18 protein-coding genes are annotated in these 14,542 nt (G+C 73.3%); 10 read left to right on the top strand and 8 right to left on the bottom strand.

The window, feature by feature from the left end:
- Positions 1 to 36: 36 nt before the first annotated feature.
- The 10 genes from ABD671_RS11935 to ABD671_RS11980 all read left to right on the top strand — a co-directional run bounded on the left by ABD671_RS11935 (position 37) and on the right by ABD671_RS11980 (position 8,452).
- Positions 37 to 612 carry a TetR/AcrR family transcriptional regulator gene (locus ABD671_RS11935; RefSeq protein ID WP_344733599.1) on the top strand — a complete coding sequence of 192 codons (576 nt, stop codon included), beginning with the start codon at positions 37 to 39 and terminating at the stop codon, positions 610 to 612.
- On the top strand, positions 609 to 1,835 hold the full coding sequence (locus tag ABD671_RS11940; RefSeq protein WP_344733600.1) for a cytochrome P450: 1,227 nt from the start codon (positions 609 to 611) through the stop codon (positions 1,833 to 1,835). Before ABD671_RS11935 ends, ABD671_RS11940 begins: the two co-directional genes overlap by 4 nt.
- 220 nt (positions 1,836 to 2,055) lie before the next feature.
- A complete protein-coding gene (locus ABD671_RS11945; protein ID WP_344733601.1) occupies positions 2,056 to 2,832 on the top strand; it encodes an SDR family oxidoreductase in 777 nt (258 codons plus the stop codon).
- The gene (locus tag ABD671_RS11950; RefSeq protein WP_344733602.1) at positions 2,829 to 4,199 is read left to right on the top strand and encodes a cytochrome P450; all 1,371 of its coding nucleotides are present in this window, start codon (positions 2,829 to 2,831) and stop codon (positions 4,197 to 4,199) included. The genes ABD671_RS11945 and ABD671_RS11950 overlap by 4 nt, the downstream gene beginning before the upstream one ends.
- Before the next feature lie 5 nt (positions 4,200 to 4,204).
- Positions 4,205 to 4,414 carry a ferredoxin gene (locus ABD671_RS11955; protein ID WP_344733603.1) on the top strand — a complete coding sequence of 70 codons (210 nt, stop codon included), beginning with the start codon at positions 4,205 to 4,207 and terminating at the stop codon, positions 4,412 to 4,414.
- A 1-nt stretch (position 4,415) separates the two neighbouring features.
- Positions 4,416 to 5,066 carry a hypothetical protein gene (locus ABD671_RS11960; protein WP_344733604.1) on the top strand — a complete coding sequence of 217 codons (651 nt, stop codon included), beginning with the start codon at positions 4,416 to 4,418 and terminating at the stop codon, positions 5,064 to 5,066.
- A complete protein-coding gene (locus ABD671_RS11965) occupies positions 5,063 to 6,523 on the top strand; it encodes an aldehyde dehydrogenase (protein WP_344733605.1) in 1,461 nt (486 codons plus the stop codon). Before ABD671_RS11960 ends, ABD671_RS11965 begins: the two co-directional genes overlap by 4 nt.
- 26 nt (positions 6,524 to 6,549) lie before the next feature.
- The gene (locus tag ABD671_RS11970) at positions 6,550 to 7,299 is read left to right on the top strand and encodes an SDR family oxidoreductase (protein WP_344733606.1); all 750 of its coding nucleotides are present in this window, start codon (positions 6,550 to 6,552) and stop codon (positions 7,297 to 7,299) included.
- A gap of 12 nt (positions 7,300 to 7,311) precedes the next feature.
- The gene (locus ABD671_RS11975; RefSeq protein ID WP_344733607.1) at positions 7,312 to 7,740 is read left to right on the top strand and encodes a carboxymuconolactone decarboxylase family protein; all 429 of its coding nucleotides are present in this window, start codon (positions 7,312 to 7,314) and stop codon (positions 7,738 to 7,740) included.
- A 214-nt stretch (positions 7,741 to 7,954) separates the two neighbouring features.
- Complete coding sequence (locus tag ABD671_RS11980; protein WP_344733608.1) at positions 7,955 to 8,452, top strand: DUF2231 domain-containing protein; 498 nt, start codon at positions 7,955 to 7,957, stop codon at positions 8,450 to 8,452.
- Between the two features lie 288 nt (positions 8,453 to 8,740).
- Here the strand turns inward: ABD671_RS11980 and ABD671_RS11985 are convergent, their stop codons facing one another.
- The 8 genes from ABD671_RS11985 to ABD671_RS12020 form a co-directional block, all read right to left on the bottom strand.
- Complete coding sequence (locus tag ABD671_RS11985; protein WP_344733609.1) at positions 8,741 to 8,935, bottom strand: ferredoxin; 195 nt, start codon at positions 8,933 to 8,935, stop codon at positions 8,741 to 8,743.
- Positions 8,936 to 9,022: 87 nt separating this feature from the next.
- Complete coding sequence (locus ABD671_RS11990) at positions 9,023 to 10,279, bottom strand: NADH-ubiquinone oxidoreductase-F iron-sulfur binding region domain-containing protein (protein ID WP_344733610.1); 1,257 nt, start codon at positions 10,277 to 10,279, stop codon at positions 9,023 to 9,025.
- The gene (locus tag ABD671_RS11995; protein ID WP_344733611.1) at positions 10,276 to 10,920 is read right to left on the bottom strand and encodes a ferric reductase-like transmembrane domain-containing protein; all 645 of its coding nucleotides are present in this window, start codon (positions 10,918 to 10,920) and stop codon (positions 10,276 to 10,278) included. The genes ABD671_RS11990 and ABD671_RS11995 overlap by 4 nt, the downstream gene beginning before the upstream one ends.
- Positions 10,920 to 11,837: an FAD:protein FMN transferase gene (locus ABD671_RS12000; RefSeq protein ID WP_344733612.1), complete on the bottom strand. Its 918-nt coding sequence runs from the start codon at positions 11,835 to 11,837 to the stop codon at positions 10,920 to 10,922. Before ABD671_RS12000 ends, ABD671_RS11995 begins: the two co-directional genes overlap by 1 nt.
- Entirely contained in the window at positions 11,834 to 12,184 is a 351-nt protein-coding gene (locus tag ABD671_RS12005; RefSeq protein ID WP_344733613.1) for a hypothetical protein, read from the bottom strand. Before ABD671_RS12005 ends, ABD671_RS12000 begins: the two co-directional genes overlap by 4 nt.
- Positions 12,185 to 12,265: 81 nt before the next feature.
- Entirely contained in the window at positions 12,266 to 13,642 is a 1,377-nt protein-coding gene (locus ABD671_RS12010; protein WP_344733614.1) for a sensor histidine kinase, read from the bottom strand.
- The gene (locus ABD671_RS12015) at positions 13,639 to 14,328 is read right to left on the bottom strand and encodes a response regulator transcription factor (protein WP_344733615.1); all 690 of its coding nucleotides are present in this window, start codon (positions 14,326 to 14,328) and stop codon (positions 13,639 to 13,641) included. Before ABD671_RS12015 ends, ABD671_RS12010 begins: the two co-directional genes overlap by 4 nt.
- Before the next feature lie 47 nt (positions 14,329 to 14,375).
- On the bottom strand, positions 14,376 to 14,531 hold the full coding sequence (locus tag ABD671_RS12020) for a hypothetical protein (protein WP_344733616.1): 156 nt from the start codon (positions 14,529 to 14,531) through the stop codon (positions 14,376 to 14,378).
- Positions 14,532 to 14,542 lie beyond the last annotated feature (11 nt).

Here is a 14,542-nt window from a genome sequence, read left to right on the forward strand (position 1 = left end):
TTGTGCCGCGACGAGAACGTGTTCTAAGTTGGACAGGTGTCCAGTCACGTGTACGGCGAGCGGCGCGACCTCCAGGCGCGCCGTACGGATACCGTCGAGAAGCTCCTCGACGCCGGTCTCGCCGAGCTCGTCGCGGTCGGCCACGAGGCGTTGACGGTGCGCACGGTCGCCACCCGGGCCGGGGTCTCGCCGGCCACCGCCTACACCTACCTCGCCTCGAAGAACCACCTCTTCGCCGAGCTGTTCTGGCAGCACCTCGCCCGCGACGCCGAGCACCGCCCCGAGGGGGACGACACGCTGGCCCGGGTGCGCAGCGTGACCCGTCGCATGGCCACCCAGCTCGCCGCCCACCCCGAGCTCGCCGCCGCCGTCACCCCGGCCCTGCTCAGCTCCGACCCCGACGTCGAGCGGCTGCGACTGCGCATCGGCGGGGAGTTCGTGCGCCGCTTCACCGAGGCGCTCGGCCCCGGCGCCGACCCGGCCGTGCTCGAGACCCTCGTGCTGGCGTTCTCCGGCGCCCTCCTCCAGGCCGGCATGGGCCTGATGACCTACACCGAGATGGGCGAGCGGCTCGACGTCGTCGTCGCCACGATCCTGAGGGGCACGCCATGACCGTCGCCGAGAGCGCCCCGCCGCTCGTCTTCGACCCCTACGACTACGCCTTCCAGGCCGACCCGTACCCCACCTACGCCCGCCTGCGCGCCGAGGCGCCGCTGTTCCACAACGAGGAGCAGGACTTCTGGGCGCTCTCGCGGCATGCCGACATCGCCGCCGCCGTCCGCGACGACGCCACCTTCTCCAACCGCATGGGCGTCTCGATCGACCGCACCGCCTGGACGCCGCACGCCCACCTCGTCACCTCCTTCCTCGCCCTCGACGGTGCCGAGCAGCAGCGGCTGCGCTCGCTGGTCTCGCGTGCCTTCACGCCGCGACGGGTGCGCGAGCTGGCACCCCGGGTGCAGCAGCTCACCGAGAAGTACTTCGACGCCGCCTTCGCCGACGGCGCCACCCACGACTGGATCGGCGAGGTCGCCGGGCGGCTGCCCATGGACGTCATCTCCGAGATGATGGGCGTGCCCGAGGACGACCGCGCCGAGGTGCGCCGCCAGGCCGACCTCGTCGTCCACCGCGAGGACGGCGTCCGCGACGTGCCGCCGCGGGCCATCGAGGCCTCCATGTGGCTGATGGACTACTACGCGGAGATGCTGCGCCAGCGCAAGGCGCACCCGACCGACGACCTCACCTCCGCGCTGCTCGTGGCCGAGATCGACGGCGACCGGCTGCTCGACTCCGAGATCACCGCGTTCCTCTTCCTCATGGTCGTCGCCGGCAACGAGACCACCACCAAGCTGCTCGGCAACGCGCTGTTCCATCTGGCCGCGCATCCCGACCAGCAGGCGCAGGTGCTCGCCGACCCGCAGCAGCTCGACCTCGTCGTGCCGTGGATCGAGGAGACGCTGCGCCACGACACCTCCAGCCAGATGGTGGCCCGGCACCTGCTGCGCGAGGTCACCGTCGAGGGGGTGACGGCACCGGCCGGCGCGAAGCTGGTGCTGGTGCTCGGCTCGGCCAACCGCGACGAACGCGTCTTCACCGATCCCGAGGTCTTCGACCTGCACCGCCCCAAGGCCGAGCTGGCCAAGATCCTCTCCTTCGGCGGCGGCCGGCACTTCTGCCTCGGTGCCAACCTCGCCCGGCTCGAGGCCCGCGTCGTCCTCGAGGAGTTCGTGCGCCGCGTGCGGCACTACGAGGTCGACCGCGACGCCGCCCGCCGCGTGCATTCCGTCAGCGTGCGCGGCTTCGCCAGCCTGCCTGTCCACCTGGAGCTCCGATGAGTGCGGGTCGGTGGTCGAGGTGCGGGGCGCCCCGGCGCCGAGCCGCGAGACCCGGTGAGTCGGATGGCGGCGGTGACCGTGGTCGTGTGGGTGCGGGGGTCTCGTGGCTCCTCGCTGGCGCTCGTCGCACCTCGACCACCGGCTGCCCGGGTGCGGGGGTCTCGCGGCTCCTCGCTGGCGCTCGTCGCACCTCGACCACCGGCTGCGCGGAGGTGACGAGATGACGAAGTACACGCGGCCCGAGCGCCGTCCGGCCGTGGTGACCGGGGCCTCCAGCGGCATCGGCGCCGCCACCGCCGTCCGGCTCGCCGCCGCCGGCTACCCGGTCGCGCTGGGCGCCCGGCGCGTCGATCGGCTCGAGGCGCTCGTGCAGCAGATCCGGGACGCCGGCGGAGAGGCCGTGGCGCATCCGCTCGACGTCACCGACGACGCCTCGGTGGAGGCCTTCGCGGCGAAGGCGAGCGCTGACCTCGGCGACATCGAGGTGGTGGTCTCCAACGCCGGATCGTTGCGGCCGGGGCGCATCGACGAGGCCGCCTCGGAGGTCTTCACCGCCGAGCTCGACGTCAACGTCGTCGGCGCCCAGCGCGTCGTCCGCGCCTTCGTGCCGGGCATGCGCGCACGCCGCCGCGGCGACATCGTCTTCGTCTCCTCCGACGTCGCGGTGCGCGCGCGGCCGTTCATGGCCGCCTACGCCGCCGGCAAGTGGGGCCTGGAGGGCCTCGCCCACGCCCTCCAGATGGAGTTGGAGGGCACCGGCGTGCGGGCCTCGATCGTGCGGCCCGGACCGACCTGGAGCGAGATGGGCATGGACTGGTCGGCCGAGGACACCGAAATGGTGATCGGCGGCTGGATCCGCTTCGGGTTGGCCCGCCACCAGCACTTCATGCAACCCACCGCGCTGGCCGACGCGATCGCGATGATCGTCGACGCCCCGCGCGGCGTCCATCTCAACCTCGTCGAAGTGAACCCCGAAGCCCCCGTGGAGGACGCATGACCACCCGCTCCCTGCCCGGTCTCGTCGACGTGCCCGAGGTCTCCTATGCGGTGCCGGACGACGGCACGCACCACCTGGCGGAGTTGCGGGTCGACCCGATCGGCCTGCTGGAGCGGGTGCGGGCGGAGTGCGGCGACATCGGCAAGTTCCGGCTGGCCGACCGCGAGGTCGTGATGGTGACCGGTGCGGAGGCGAACGAGCAGTTCTTCCGGGCGCCGGACTCGGTGCTCGACCAGGCCGAGGCATACCCGTTCATGACGCCGATCTTCGGCAAGGGCGTCGTCTTCGACGCCTCGCCGGAGCAGCGGCAGCAGATGCTGAAGAACCAGGCGCTGCGCGGCGACATGATGCGCGGGCACGCTTCGACGATCGAGACCGAGATCCGGCGCATGGTGGCCGACTGGGGCGATGAGGGCGAGATCGACCTGCTCGACTTCTTCGCCGAGCTGACGATCTACACCACCTCGGCCTGCCTCATCGGGCGTCCGTTCCGGGAGGAGCTCGACGGCCGGTTTGCCGCGGCGTACCACGATCTGGAGCGCGGTACCGACGCGCTGGCGTACGTCGACCCTTACCTGCCGGGGGTGGAGTCGTTCGAGGTGCGCGACCGGGCGCGGGAGACGCTGGTGGGGTTGGTGCAGGGCATCATCGACGCCCGCAAGGCCCGAGGCACGGTGCCGCGGGAGGAGCGCGACCTGCTGGACGTGCTGATCTCCATCGACATGTCCGCCGACTACATCACCGGCGTCTTCATCTCGATGATGTTCGCCGGCCACCACACCTCCTCGGGCACGAGCGCGTGGACGCTGATCGAGCTGATGCGTCACCCCGACGTGCTGGCTGAGGTGGTCGCGGAACTCGACGAGCTGTACGCCGACGGGTCGGAGGTCTCCTTCCAGGCGCTGCGCTCGATCCCGAGGCTGGAGGCGGTGCTGAAGGAGGCGCTGCGGCTGCATCCGCCGTTGATCATCCTGCTGCGGGTGGCGCAGGAGGACATCGAGCTGGCGGGGCATCTGATCCCGGCCGGGACGATGGTGGGCGCCTCGCCGCGGGTCTCGAACCGGATGGCGGAGTACTTCCCCGATCCGCAGGTCTTCGATCCGGGGCGCTACCTGGACCCGCGGCAGGAAGACAGGCTCAACCAGTGGACCTGGTTGCCGTTCGGTGCCGGCAAGCACCGGTGTGTGGGCAACGCGTTCGCGATGATGCAGATGAAGGCGATCTTCTCGGTGATCCTGCGCGACTTCGAGTTCGAGATGACCCAGCCCGCGGAGGAGTACCGCGACGACGTCTCGAAGATGGTCATCCAGCTCGCCAAGCCGTGTCGCGCCCGCTACCGCCGTCGCGTGCCCGTGAGCGGACGGTGAGCGGCATGGGTTTCCGCGTCGTGGCCGACCTCGGGCTGTGCCAGGGCCATCAGATGTGCCAGGGGGAGGCGCCGGAGGTCTTCGGCTTCGAGCCCGGCCTCGACCAGGTCGTCGTTCTGCAGGAGTACCCCGACCCGATCCAGCGGCCGGCCGTGGAGGCCGCCGTCCAGTACTGCCCGGCGATGGCGCTGCGCCTCGCGTCGGTGGAGGAGTGAGATGACCGGAACGCGCGACTTCACCCGCGACGAGCTCGAGGAGTTCTGGGCGTCGTGGCTGGCGATCAACCGCGAGGCCGAGCGCATCGGCGACTGGCGCATCATGGCCGAGCACTATGCGGAGGACGCCACGTACGGCTGGATGTACAGCCACGACGAGCACTTCATGGCCGTGGGCCGCGACCAGATCCGCGACTGGGCCATCGGCATCGAGATGGACGGTCTCGACGGGTGGCACTACGACTACCAGGCCACGGTGATCGATGAGCGCACCGGCATGATCGTGGGGTTCTGGAAGCAGAAGAGCGGCATCCTGGACGACGCCGGGGAGGAGTTCGAGATCCTCGGCATCGGCGGCTCGTGGTTCGGGGTGGAGCGCCAGAGCGAGGGCGCCGACGCCGGGCAGCTGAAGATCGCCTGGCAGCGCGACTGGTTCGACATGCCCTCGACCGCGCACACGTTCCTGTCGATCATCTCCGCCGGCAAGGCACCCGAGACGCTGCTGAAGCGGATGTCGGTCAGCGGCCTGGGCGTGCCGGGTCACTACCGCTACCGCGAGATGCCCTCGACGGTGTGGCCGCCGCCGGTCGAGGCCGGCGAGTTCCTCGCCCAGGCCCCCGCCCCGGCCCCCGCCCCGGAGGCCTCGGCATGAGCGCGCTCCCGCCCCCGGCGCAGCTGCTCATCGACGGCAAGCTCGCTCCCGCCTCGGACGGCGCGACCTACCCGATCCTCAACCCGGCCACGGGCGAGGTCATCGGTCAGGCGCCCGATGCCACCGCGGACGACGTCGAGGCCGCGATCGCCGCCGCCCGCCGCGCGTTCGACGAGACCGACTGGTCGACCGACCACGCCTTCCGCGAGCACTGCCTGCGCCAGTTGCACGCCGCGCTGCTCGAGGACGCCGAGGCCTTCCGTGCGCTGACGACGGCCGAGGTCGGCATGCCGAGCTTCATGATGGGCGCCGCCGGGTTCGACGTGCCGGTCGAGGGCCTGAAGTGGGTGACGGATCTGCTCGCCGGGTACGCCTTCGAGATCGATCTCGGCGAGGCCGCCCCGATGGGCATCCGCTCGCGGCGCACGGTGCGCCGGGAGGCCGTCGGCGTCGTCGCGGCGATCACGCCGTGGAACGTGCCGACCCAGATCAACCTGGCCAAGATCGGCCCGGCGCTCGCGGCCGGCTGCACGGTCGTGCTCAAGCCGGCCCCCGACACCCCATGGCTCGCCTGCGAGCTGGGGCGGCTGGTGGCCGAGCACACCGACATCCCGCCGGGGGTCTTCAACGTCGTCAGCCCGCGCTCCAACGAGGTGGCTGCGCAGCTGACCAGCGACCCGCGGGTCGACATGGTCTCCTTCACCGGCTCGACCGCCACCGGGCGCGCGATCATGGCGGCCGCGGCGCCCACGCTGAAGAAGGTCTTCCTCGAGCTCGGCGGCAAGTCTGCGGCGATCGCCCTCGACGACGCCGACGTCGCGGCCGTGGCAGGCGGGACGGCGTTCGCCGCCTGCATCCACGCCGGTCAGGGATGCGCCATCACCACGCGGCTCGTCGTCCCGCGCGATCGGTACGAGGAGGCGGTGCAGGTGGCCGCGGCGACGATGGAGTCGATCGGCATCAAGGATCCCGCCGATCCCGGGGCGATCTGCGGGCCGGTGATCTCGGCGGTGCAACGCGACCGCGTGGAGTCCTATCTGCGCCTGGCGATCGAGGAGGGCGGCACGTTCGCCACCGGGGGCTCGGTCGTCGATCAGCCCGGTTACTGGGTGCAGCCCACCGTGGTCGCGGGTCTCGACAACTCCTCGCGTCTGGCGCAGGAGGAGATCTTCGGGCCCGTGCTGGTGGTGATCCCGCACGACGGCGACGACGACGCCGTCCGCATCGCCAACGACTCCGCCTTCGGGCTGTCCGGCTCGGTCGATTCCGCCTCGCTCGAGCGGGCGACCGCGGTCGCGGCGCGCATCCGCACCGGCACCCTCGCCGTCAACGGCGGCGTCTGGTTCAGCCCCGACGCCCCCTTCGGCGGCTACAAGCAGTCCGGCATCGGCCGCGAGATGGGCGTCGCCGGCTTCGAGGAGTACCTCGAGACGAAGACGTTGGCCTTCCCCGCCTGACCCGCCCCCCGAGAAGAAGGAATCCCATGAGTTTCGAGAACAAGGTCGCCGTGGTCACGGGTGCTGCCCAGGGCATCGGCGAGGCCTACGCCAAGGCGCTCGCCGCCCGCGGTGCCGCCGTGGTGATCGCCGACCTCAACGTCGAGGCGGGCGAACAGGTCGCCAAGCAGATCGAGGCCGACGGCGGTCGTGCGCTCTTCGTACGCACCGACGTCAGCGACGCGGCGTCGGCGTCCGCGATGGTGGCCGCCACCGTCGAGGCCTTCGACGGCCTCGACCTGCTGGTCAACAACGCCGCCATCTACGGCGACATGGCCTTCGACCTGCTCATCAGCGTCGACTGGGACTACTACCGCCGGTTCATGAGCGTGAACATGGACGGCGCGCTGGTCATGACCCGCGCCTGCTATCCCGAGATGGTGAAGCGCGGCGGGGGAGCGATCGTCAACCAGAGCTCGACGGCCGCCTACCTGTACTCCGGCTTCTACGGGCTGGCCAAGGTCGGCGTGAACGGCCTGACCCAGCAGCTGGCCCACGAGTTGGGCGGCATGCGGATCCGCGTCAACGCGATCGCACCCGGACCGGTCGACACCGAGGCCACCCGCACCCAGGCCGGCGACGCCGCGAAGGACATCGTGCGCACGAGCCTGGCGATCAAGCGCATGGGCCAGGTCGAGGACATGGTCGGCGCCTGCCTCTTCCTGCTCTCCGATGACGCCGGGTGGATCACCGGCCAGATCCTGGCCGTCGACGGCGGCCAGACCTTCCGGGCCTGAGGAGCGCGCACGATGGGTGACTTCGAGGGACTGCCCGAGCTGCGGCGCCGCGGTCTGGAGAAGATGGAGCAGGTCTACGGCTTCGACATGACCGACGGCACCGGCGACTTCTTCCGCTACACCGCCGACCACCTCTTCGCCGACATCTGGCAGCGCCCCGGGCTCTCCGACCGCGACCGGCGGCTGCTGCTCATCGGCATGCTCACCGGCACGGGCGCCCACGACGTCCTCTCGATCCAGGTGCCGGCCGCCCACGCCGCCGGGGAGCTGGACGACGACGCCCTGCGCGAGATCGTCGTCTTCCTGTGCCATTACGCGGGTTGGCCGAACGGGGCGCGGCTCAACTCCCTGGTGGAGGAGACCATCGCGAAGGCCGCCCGGGCCCGGGCGAAGGCGGCCGCCGCTGCCAGCGCGGAGGACGGCGCTGACGGATCGGTCTAGACCGATCCGATGATGGAGGTTTGGCCCGCAGCCGGCTCGGGCAGATAGGTGTCAGGCACCCACGCATGACGAGCACCGCCCCCGCGCCGCCGCCCTCGAGGCAGGCAGCCGGGGGCGGTCCCCGTTTCCTGCGACGATCGCGCCCGCTCATCCGTTCGGCCGGTGTTCAGCGTGGTTCAGGTCGCTTGCAGGTGCGATGGGCCATAGTCGTGCCATGTTCGACCTCATCAACGGGCTGCCGTGGCACCCTCTCGTCGTCCACGCCGTCGTCGTCCTGCTGCCGCTGGCGATGCTCGGCACCATCGCGATCGTGGTCCGGCCCGCGTGGCGCGTCACCTACGGCCCCCTGGTCGTGGCGTGCGCGGCGGTCGGCACGATCCTCATCCCGGTGGCCACCTCCAGCGGCGAGTCCCTGGAGAAGCGGGTGGGCGATCCCGGTGAGCACGCCGAGCTCGGCGAGCAGCTCATCTGGTTCGCGATCCCGCTGCTGCTGCTCTCCCTGGCCCTCGTCGTCCTCGCGCGGCGTCAGGCGGCCGGTCAGCCGCCGATCGGTCCCTCGGCCCTGCCGACGATCGTCGCGGCGTTGGCGGTGGTGGCGGCGCTCGCCACGACCGTGCAGGTCTACCGCATCGGCGACTCCGGAGCGAAGGCCGCCTGGGGCGACCAGGTCACCTCGACCGTCCAGCCCGGCGCGGGCGACGACGACGACTGACCGCGTTCCACCCGGTCCCGAGGGCCCCGTCCGCAGCTGCGGACGGGGCCCTCGTGCATCCGGGGCCCTCGTGCGCGGGGCTGGGGCGGCAGGGCGCCTCAGGAGTCACCGGGCGCCCGGTGACTCTGTCGTTGGTCAGCTGAAGTTTCGTACGCCAACCGACAGACTCACCTGACCAATTGATGGTCATCCACAGCTGCGGGGTGGCTGATCCGGGCGGGCCGGGTCGCCCGGGGCCACGGGTGTGAGGACAGGGCCCGACCCGCACTCCCGCCCCACTCGCGGTCGTCAGTCCTTCACCAGGCGCAGGGCCAGCTGCGGGCAGGCCGTCGCCGCCCGCTTGAGGTGGACGACGGCGGCGTCCGGCACCTGGCCGCGGCGCACGATCGGGAAGCCGTCCTCGGCCAGCTCGATCATCTCCGGTGCCAGGCGGGCGCACAGCCCGTGGCCGTCGCAGCGGGTCCAGTCGATCTCGACGTGCATGGAGTGCTCCTTCTCGGGGTGGCGCGGGGTGGCTCGGGGTGGCTCAGGTGGCTCAGGTGGCTCGGGTGGCTCGGGTGGGCGGGCCGGTCAGCGGGCCGGCACGGGCAGGACGCCGCGGACGGGTCGGCCGCAGCCGCCGTGCCGATGGGCCTCGAGCTCGTCGGGCAGGGTGCGCAGCGCGGAGGCGACGAAGGCGGCCGAGCCGTCGGGGTGGGCGCAGGCGCCGCGTCCGGGCAGCAGACCGGTCAGTCGCAGTGCGCGGTCGACGCCGGCGGCACCCTCCCGGCCCGTCGCGATCGCCTCGACGACCTCGGCCAGGGCCGGGAGTCCGAAGTGGCAGGGTCCGCACTGGCCGGCCGACTCGCCGGCCAGCCATCGGGTGACGCGGGCGACCTCGCCCAGCGGGCAGGTGTCGGCCGGCAGCCGCACGAGCACCCCGGCGCCGAGCGGCAGGCCGGCGGCCTTCAGGTCGGCGCGGATGAGGCGGAGGTCGCCGAGGTCGGCGCAGGTGGTCCAGGCGCCGTGGTAGCCGCCGACGAGCACGGGGCCGGGGCCGTCGCCGAGCAGGCCGGCGACCGGCAGCCCTGTCGGCACCTCCAGGACGCCGGCCCGCGGCACCTCGCCGAAGACCGTCACCAGGGTCGTGCCGGGTTCGACCGGCGAGCCCACGCCCGCGTACGCGGTGGTGCCGAGGAGGGCGACCAGGGCGATCTGGGCGAAGGTCTCGGCGTTCGAGGCGAAGGTCGGCCGCCCGTCGACGCCGCTGACGGCCGGCAGCACCCGCCGTCCCGGCGGCACGGCGGGTCCGCCGCTGAGCGCGCGGGTCACCGCACGGATCTCCCCGCTGACGAACCCGTGGTCGGCCCCGGTGCGCACGATCGAGAACAGATCGGCGTCGGGCCGCTCCGCGCGCGCCGCCTCCAGGGCCTCGACGGCGTCCGCGTCGTGCACGAGCAGCTGCACCCGTCGGGTGCGCAGCGCGCCGGCGACGACCGCGGCGCCGTCCAGCACGAGGTGCGGGGCCAGGCGCATGAGGGTGCGGTCCTTGAAGCTGGCGGGCTCGCCCTCCGAGCCGTTGACGACGATCTCGGTGCGCGGCCCGGACGGCGTCCCCGCGAGCTTGACGGCCACGGGGAACCCGGCGCCGCCGCGGCCCAGCAGCCGCACCCGTTCGAGGTCGGCGACCAGGGCGGAGTGGTCGAGGCGGCGCGGGTGGCCGTGGATCGCCGTGTGCTCGGCGTGACTGACCGGGTGGTCGCCGCGGGTGCCGGCCAGCAGCCGGGCGCTGCCCAGCGCGATCGCCGGCGGCCGGGTGGCGGGGGCGGGAGGGTGCAGCACGGTCATCGGTCGACTCCGATCGGGACGGACGGACGGGTGGCGGCGAGGCTCTCGCGGCGCTGCTGCGCCAGCGAGGAGCGGCGGGTGTCGCCGGCGGCGAGCACCCGGGCGGCGATCGCCATCGCGACGGCGGCCGCGCAGCCGCCGTAGATGAGCAGGCCCCACCAGGCGCCGGTGTCGGTGCCGGCCATGAGGCCGTGCAGCATCGCGGCGCCCCAGGCGAGGTAGGCGGTCAGGTGGACGGCGCGCCAGGCGCGCTGGCCGCGATCGGCGCTGATGCGCGAGCGCAGGGCGCCGGTGGCAGCGACCACGAGGAAGAGGTAGGCGGCCACCGTGCCGATGCCGAGCGCGATCGCGTCGTAGCCGGCGGTGAAGGGCACCAGCACGCCGGCGACGGTGACCGTCACGTAGCTGTCGATGACGATCAGCGCCGCGTGCAGCACGATCATCGCGAGGGTCACGACGCCGGCCGAGCGGTGCGCGTACTGGCGCAGCAGCCGACGGTCGAGGTCGCGGCCGGAGCGGGTGGCCCCCGGCGCGGGGGAGAGGGACGCCGTGGCGCCGAGCACCACGCTGACGGTCGCGGTCAGCACGGCCATCAGGCCGGAGGCCCGCACGAGCGACCAGATCAGTTCGGCCGAGGTCATCACGCCACCGCCGTCCGGCTCGGGACGCCGGGCCACGACGGCGTGGTCACCACGCGGCCGTCGTCCATGACCAGGCGCGCGGCCTCGCCCTGGAGCCGGTCCCACGCGGCCTCGCCCCACACGATCGCGGCGGTGCTCAACGCGTTGGCCGCAGCGCAGTCGCGCGCCCACACGGTCGCGGTGCGCACCGGACCCGTGGCGGGCAGCCCGGTGGCGGGATCGACGATGTGGTGGCGGGACCCGCCCGCCCAGCGACGCGCGACCGTCGAGGACGTCGCCACGCCGCCGCGGTCGATCGCGACCTGCTGACCGGCGCCGCCGGCCTCCTCGGAGACCAGGATCGGCCACAGCGTGCCGCCGGCCACGGCCAGGTCGCCGCCGATGGAGACCAGCACCCCGGTGCCCAGACGCGCGGCGAGCCGGTGGGCGGCCTCGTCGGCGGTCCAGGCCTTGGCGGTGGCGTTGAGGTCGAGCCGCACGCCGGCCGGCAGGCCGACGCGCCGCAGGTCGTGGTCGAGCAGCACGCGCGACCAGCCGGGCGCGGGAGCGGCGGCCAACGGCGGCACCTCGCGGCGCTCGCGGACGACGGCGATGTCGGCGTCGTAGCCGCATCGGACGACGGCCGCCCCGACCGTCGGGTCGCAGGCGCCGTCGGTGTCGAACGCGGCCCGCAGGCCGGTGTCGATCAGCGCGAAGGCCAGCGGCCCGAGGGGCAGCAGGGCCGGGGCGGCGGCGTTGAGCCGGCTGAGCTCGGAGTCGGTGCGGAAGCGGTCGATCGCGGCGGCGACGTCGTCCATCAGGCCACCGACCACGCGGCGCACCAGCGCCGGGTCGGTGGGCTGGCGGTGGTGGTCGACGCCGTCGGCGAGCACCACCCGCACCTCGCAGGACCAGTCCTGCCACACCAGCGTGCTCATGACGCGTGGGTCCCGGCGACGGGCTGGCTGGACTGGTCGGACTGGCCGGAGCTCGACGAGCCCGAGCTCGAGGAGCTCGAGGACGAGCTGTCGGAGGAGGAGCTGCCCGAGGTGCCCGAGCTGCCCGAGCTGCCCGAGCTGCCCGAGCTGCCCGAGCTGCCCGTCGAGGTGCCCGTCGAGGTGCTCGTCGAACCGGTCGTCCCGGTGGATCCGGTGTCGCTCTGTCCGATCAGGCCGCTGGCGTTGGCGGCGGCGACGGTCAGGGCGCCGGTGCCCAGACCGGCGGCGAGGACGATGCCGAGCGTGGCGGCCCGCGCCCGGCGGAGGAGGCTGTCGCGTGGTGTCATGCCCCGAGGTTCGCCGCGGGCGGTTCAGCCCCCCGCCAACCGACCCTCAAAAGGAGGTCAAATCAGGCTGGGCCGCGGCTGTCAGGCGGGCCCGAGGGTCATCCGGACGACGGTCCAGGAACCGTCGAGACCGGGGAGGCGCCCCTCGCGCTCGACGGCGAAGTCGCCGCCGGTCGCGTGGGCGAGGCTGCGGGCGATGTCGAGGCCGAGCCCGGTCGAGCCGCGGTCGCTGCGGCCGCGCAGCACGACGGCGGGGTCGAAGCCGGGCCCGCGGTCGCCGACCTCGAGCACGACCCGCCCCTGGCCATCGGAGGCGAGCCGCACGGCCAGCCCGACGCCGTCCTCGGTGTGGGCCAGGCAGTTCTCCAGCAGTGCATCGACGGCGGCGCGCAGATCCTCCTCGGTGCACCGCACGGGCGGCACGGAGGCGGCGATCTCCTCGACCAGGTCGCGGCCCTGGTCCTCGGCCAGCGGACGCCAGAAGGCGACGGCCTCGACGACGACCGCGGCGGGCTCGCAGTGCGGTCGCGCCCCTTCGCGCTCGGTGCGCCGGGCCTGGCGGATGACTTCGGTGAGGGTGCGTTCGAGCTGGTCGAGGCGTGCGTTCAGGTCGCCGGCGACCTCGGCGCGTGCCGGGTCGGCCGCCAGCGACTCGACGTCGAGGCGCAGGGCGGCGAGCGGGGTGCGCAGGCGGTGGGAGAGGTCGGCCATCGCCTCGCGCTCGGCGATCAGCAGTTCGTCGATGCGCCCGGCGAGCCGGTTGAGCGCTCCGGCCACGGCCTGCACCTCCGGCGGACCGTCGTCCGGCACCCGCGCGGAGAGGTCGCCCGCGGCCAGGGCGTCGGCGACGTCGGCGGTCACCGCCAACGGCCGGGCGATGCGCCGGCTCACGATCTCCCCGGCGAGTGCGGCCAGGGCGGCGATGGCGAGTCCGGCGAGACCGGCGACGCCGAGTCGGCTGAGCACGGTGGCGCGTACGCGGTCGTCGTCCTCGAACGCCACGACCGTGTCGGCCTCGCGCATCGTCGACGTCGGGTCGCGCACCCCGATCGCGACGAGGGTGCCGCCGTCGACGTCGACGACCCGCACCTGCGAGGTCGGGCGGAAGCGGTCGTCGTCGGGGTCGCCGTACTCCTCGCCCTTCTCGGCGCCGAGCACGTCGTCGTCGGGCAGCGCGGCGCCGAGCACGGTGCCGTCGGAACAGACGATGGTGACCGCGGCGGCGTCCTCACGCTGGTTCGCGCGCTGCACGTAGGCCTTCAGGGCGCTGCGGGTGGGGGAGGTCGACACGTAGTCGGCGACACCTTGCGCGGTGTCGATGGCGTTGCCGCGCACGTCGTCGACGGCGGCGCGGTGCAGCAGCAGGGTGAGCGGGATCGCGGAGAGCAGGAGGACGGCGAGCACCGACCCCAGCACCAGCAGCCGGATGCGGGCCCGCAGCCCGAGGCTGCGCCTCATCGGCTGCCCGGCTCGGCCAGCGTCACGCCCACCCCGCGCACGCTGTGGAGGTAGCGCGGTTCGGCGGCGGTCTCGCCGAGCTTGCGGCGCAGCCAGGAGAGGTGGACGTCGACGGTGCGGTCGGCGCCGCCCCACGGCTGCTGCCACACCTCGGCCAGCAGCTGTCGCTTGCTGAGCACCTCGCCGGGGCGGGAGGCCAGCGCGAGGAGGAGGTCGAACTCCTTGCGGTTGAGGTCGAGCGGCCGGTCGGCCAGGGTCGCCAGGCGACGGGACGGGTCGATGACCAGGTCGCCGACGACGACGCGCGGGTCGGCGTCCGGGGTGGCACCCACCCGGCGCAGCACCGCGCGGATGCGGGCCATCGCCTGGGCAGCGGAGAACGGCTTGACCAGGTAGTCATCGGCGCCGGCGTCGAGCAGCCGGATGACATCGCGTTCGGTGTCGCGGGCGGTGGCGATGACGACCGGCAGGTCGCTGGAGGCGCGGATGAGGGCGAGGACGTCGGAGCCGTCGAGGTCGGGCAGCCCCAGGTCGAGGACGACGACGTCGGGCTGGTCGGCGCTCACCGAGCGGATGCCCTCGACCGCGGTGCCCACGGCGACCACGCTCGCCCCCTGCTCGGTCAGCCCCCGCGCGAGCGAGCGACGGATGTGCTCGTCGTCCTCGACCAGCAGGATGCGGACCATGGCGACACCTTAGGGCGCGCCCGGGAGCCGCGACGGCGCCGCACGCCTCACGGGCGGCGGCGCGCGACCAGGGCGATGACGGCGATGACGATCAGCAGCGCGATCAGCCGCGCCACCGGATGGTGTCCGAAGAGGAAGAGCCCGCGCGGGCGGATGCGGGCGACCTCGAGGAGCAGCGGGACGGGAAGAGCGGCCAGAGCCATGCTCTCCACCG

Origin of the sequence: Nocardioides fonticola (genome assembly GCF_039536805.1) — a bacterium.
Classification (GTDB): domain Bacteria; phylum Actinomycetota; class Actinomycetes; order Propionibacteriales; family Nocardioidaceae; genus Nocardioides; species Nocardioides fonticola.

Excerpts from the sequence above, each read along its gene's own strand:
- ABD671_RS11940 (WP_344733600.1), top strand. The coding sequence starts at position 609 with ATGACCGTCGCCGAGAGCGCCCCGCCGCTCGTCTTCGACCCCTACGAC.
- ABD671_RS11945 (WP_344733601.1), top strand. The coding sequence starts at position 2,056 with ATGACGAAGTACACGCGGCCCGAGCGCCGTCCGGCCGTGGTGACCGGG.
- ABD671_RS11950 (WP_344733602.1), top strand. The coding sequence starts at position 2,829 with ATGACCACCCGCTCCCTGCCCGGTCTCGTCGACGTGCCCGAGGTCTCC.
- ABD671_RS11955 (WP_344733603.1), top strand. The coding sequence starts at position 4,205 with ATGGGTTTCCGCGTCGTGGCCGACCTCGGGCTGTGCCAGGGCCATCAG.
- ABD671_RS11960 (WP_344733604.1), top strand. The coding sequence starts at position 4,416 with ATGACCGGAACGCGCGACTTCACCCGCGACGAGCTCGAGGAGTTCTGG.
- ABD671_RS11965 (WP_344733605.1), top strand. The coding sequence starts at position 5,063 with ATGAGCGCGCTCCCGCCCCCGGCGCAGCTGCTCATCGACGGCAAGCTC.
- ABD671_RS11970 (WP_344733606.1), top strand. The coding sequence starts at position 6,550 with ATGAGTTTCGAGAACAAGGTCGCCGTGGTCACGGGTGCTGCCCAGGGC.
- ABD671_RS11975 (WP_344733607.1), top strand. The coding sequence starts at position 7,312 with ATGGGTGACTTCGAGGGACTGCCCGAGCTGCGGCGCCGCGGTCTGGAG.
- ABD671_RS11980 (WP_344733608.1), top strand. The coding sequence starts at position 7,955 with ATGTTCGACCTCATCAACGGGCTGCCGTGGCACCCTCTCGTCGTCCAC.
- ABD671_RS11985 (WP_344733609.1), bottom strand. The coding sequence starts at position 8,935 with ATGCACGTCGAGATCGACTGGACCCGCTGCGACGGCCACGGGCTGTGC.
- ABD671_RS11990 (WP_344733610.1), bottom strand. The coding sequence starts at position 10,279 with ATGACCGTGCTGCACCCTCCCGCCCCCGCCACCCGGCCGCCGGCGATC.
- ABD671_RS11995 (WP_344733611.1), bottom strand. The coding sequence starts at position 10,920 with ATGACCTCGGCCGAACTGATCTGGTCGCTCGTGCGGGCCTCCGGCCTG.
- ABD671_RS12000 (WP_344733612.1), bottom strand. The coding sequence starts at position 11,837 with ATGAGCACGCTGGTGTGGCAGGACTGGTCCTGCGAGGTGCGGGTGGTG.
- ABD671_RS12005 (WP_344733613.1), bottom strand. The coding sequence starts at position 12,184 with ATGACACCACGCGACAGCCTCCTCCGCCGGGCGCGGGCCGCCACGCTC.
- ABD671_RS12010 (WP_344733614.1), bottom strand. The coding sequence starts at position 13,642 with ATGAGGCGCAGCCTCGGGCTGCGGGCCCGCATCCGGCTGCTGGTGCTG.
- ABD671_RS12015 (WP_344733615.1), bottom strand. The coding sequence starts at position 14,328 with ATGGTCCGCATCCTGCTGGTCGAGGACGACGAGCACATCCGTCGCTCG.
- ABD671_RS12020 (WP_344733616.1), bottom strand. The coding sequence starts at position 14,531 with ATGGCTCTGGCCGCTCTTCCCGTCCCGCTGCTCCTCGAGGTCGCCCGC.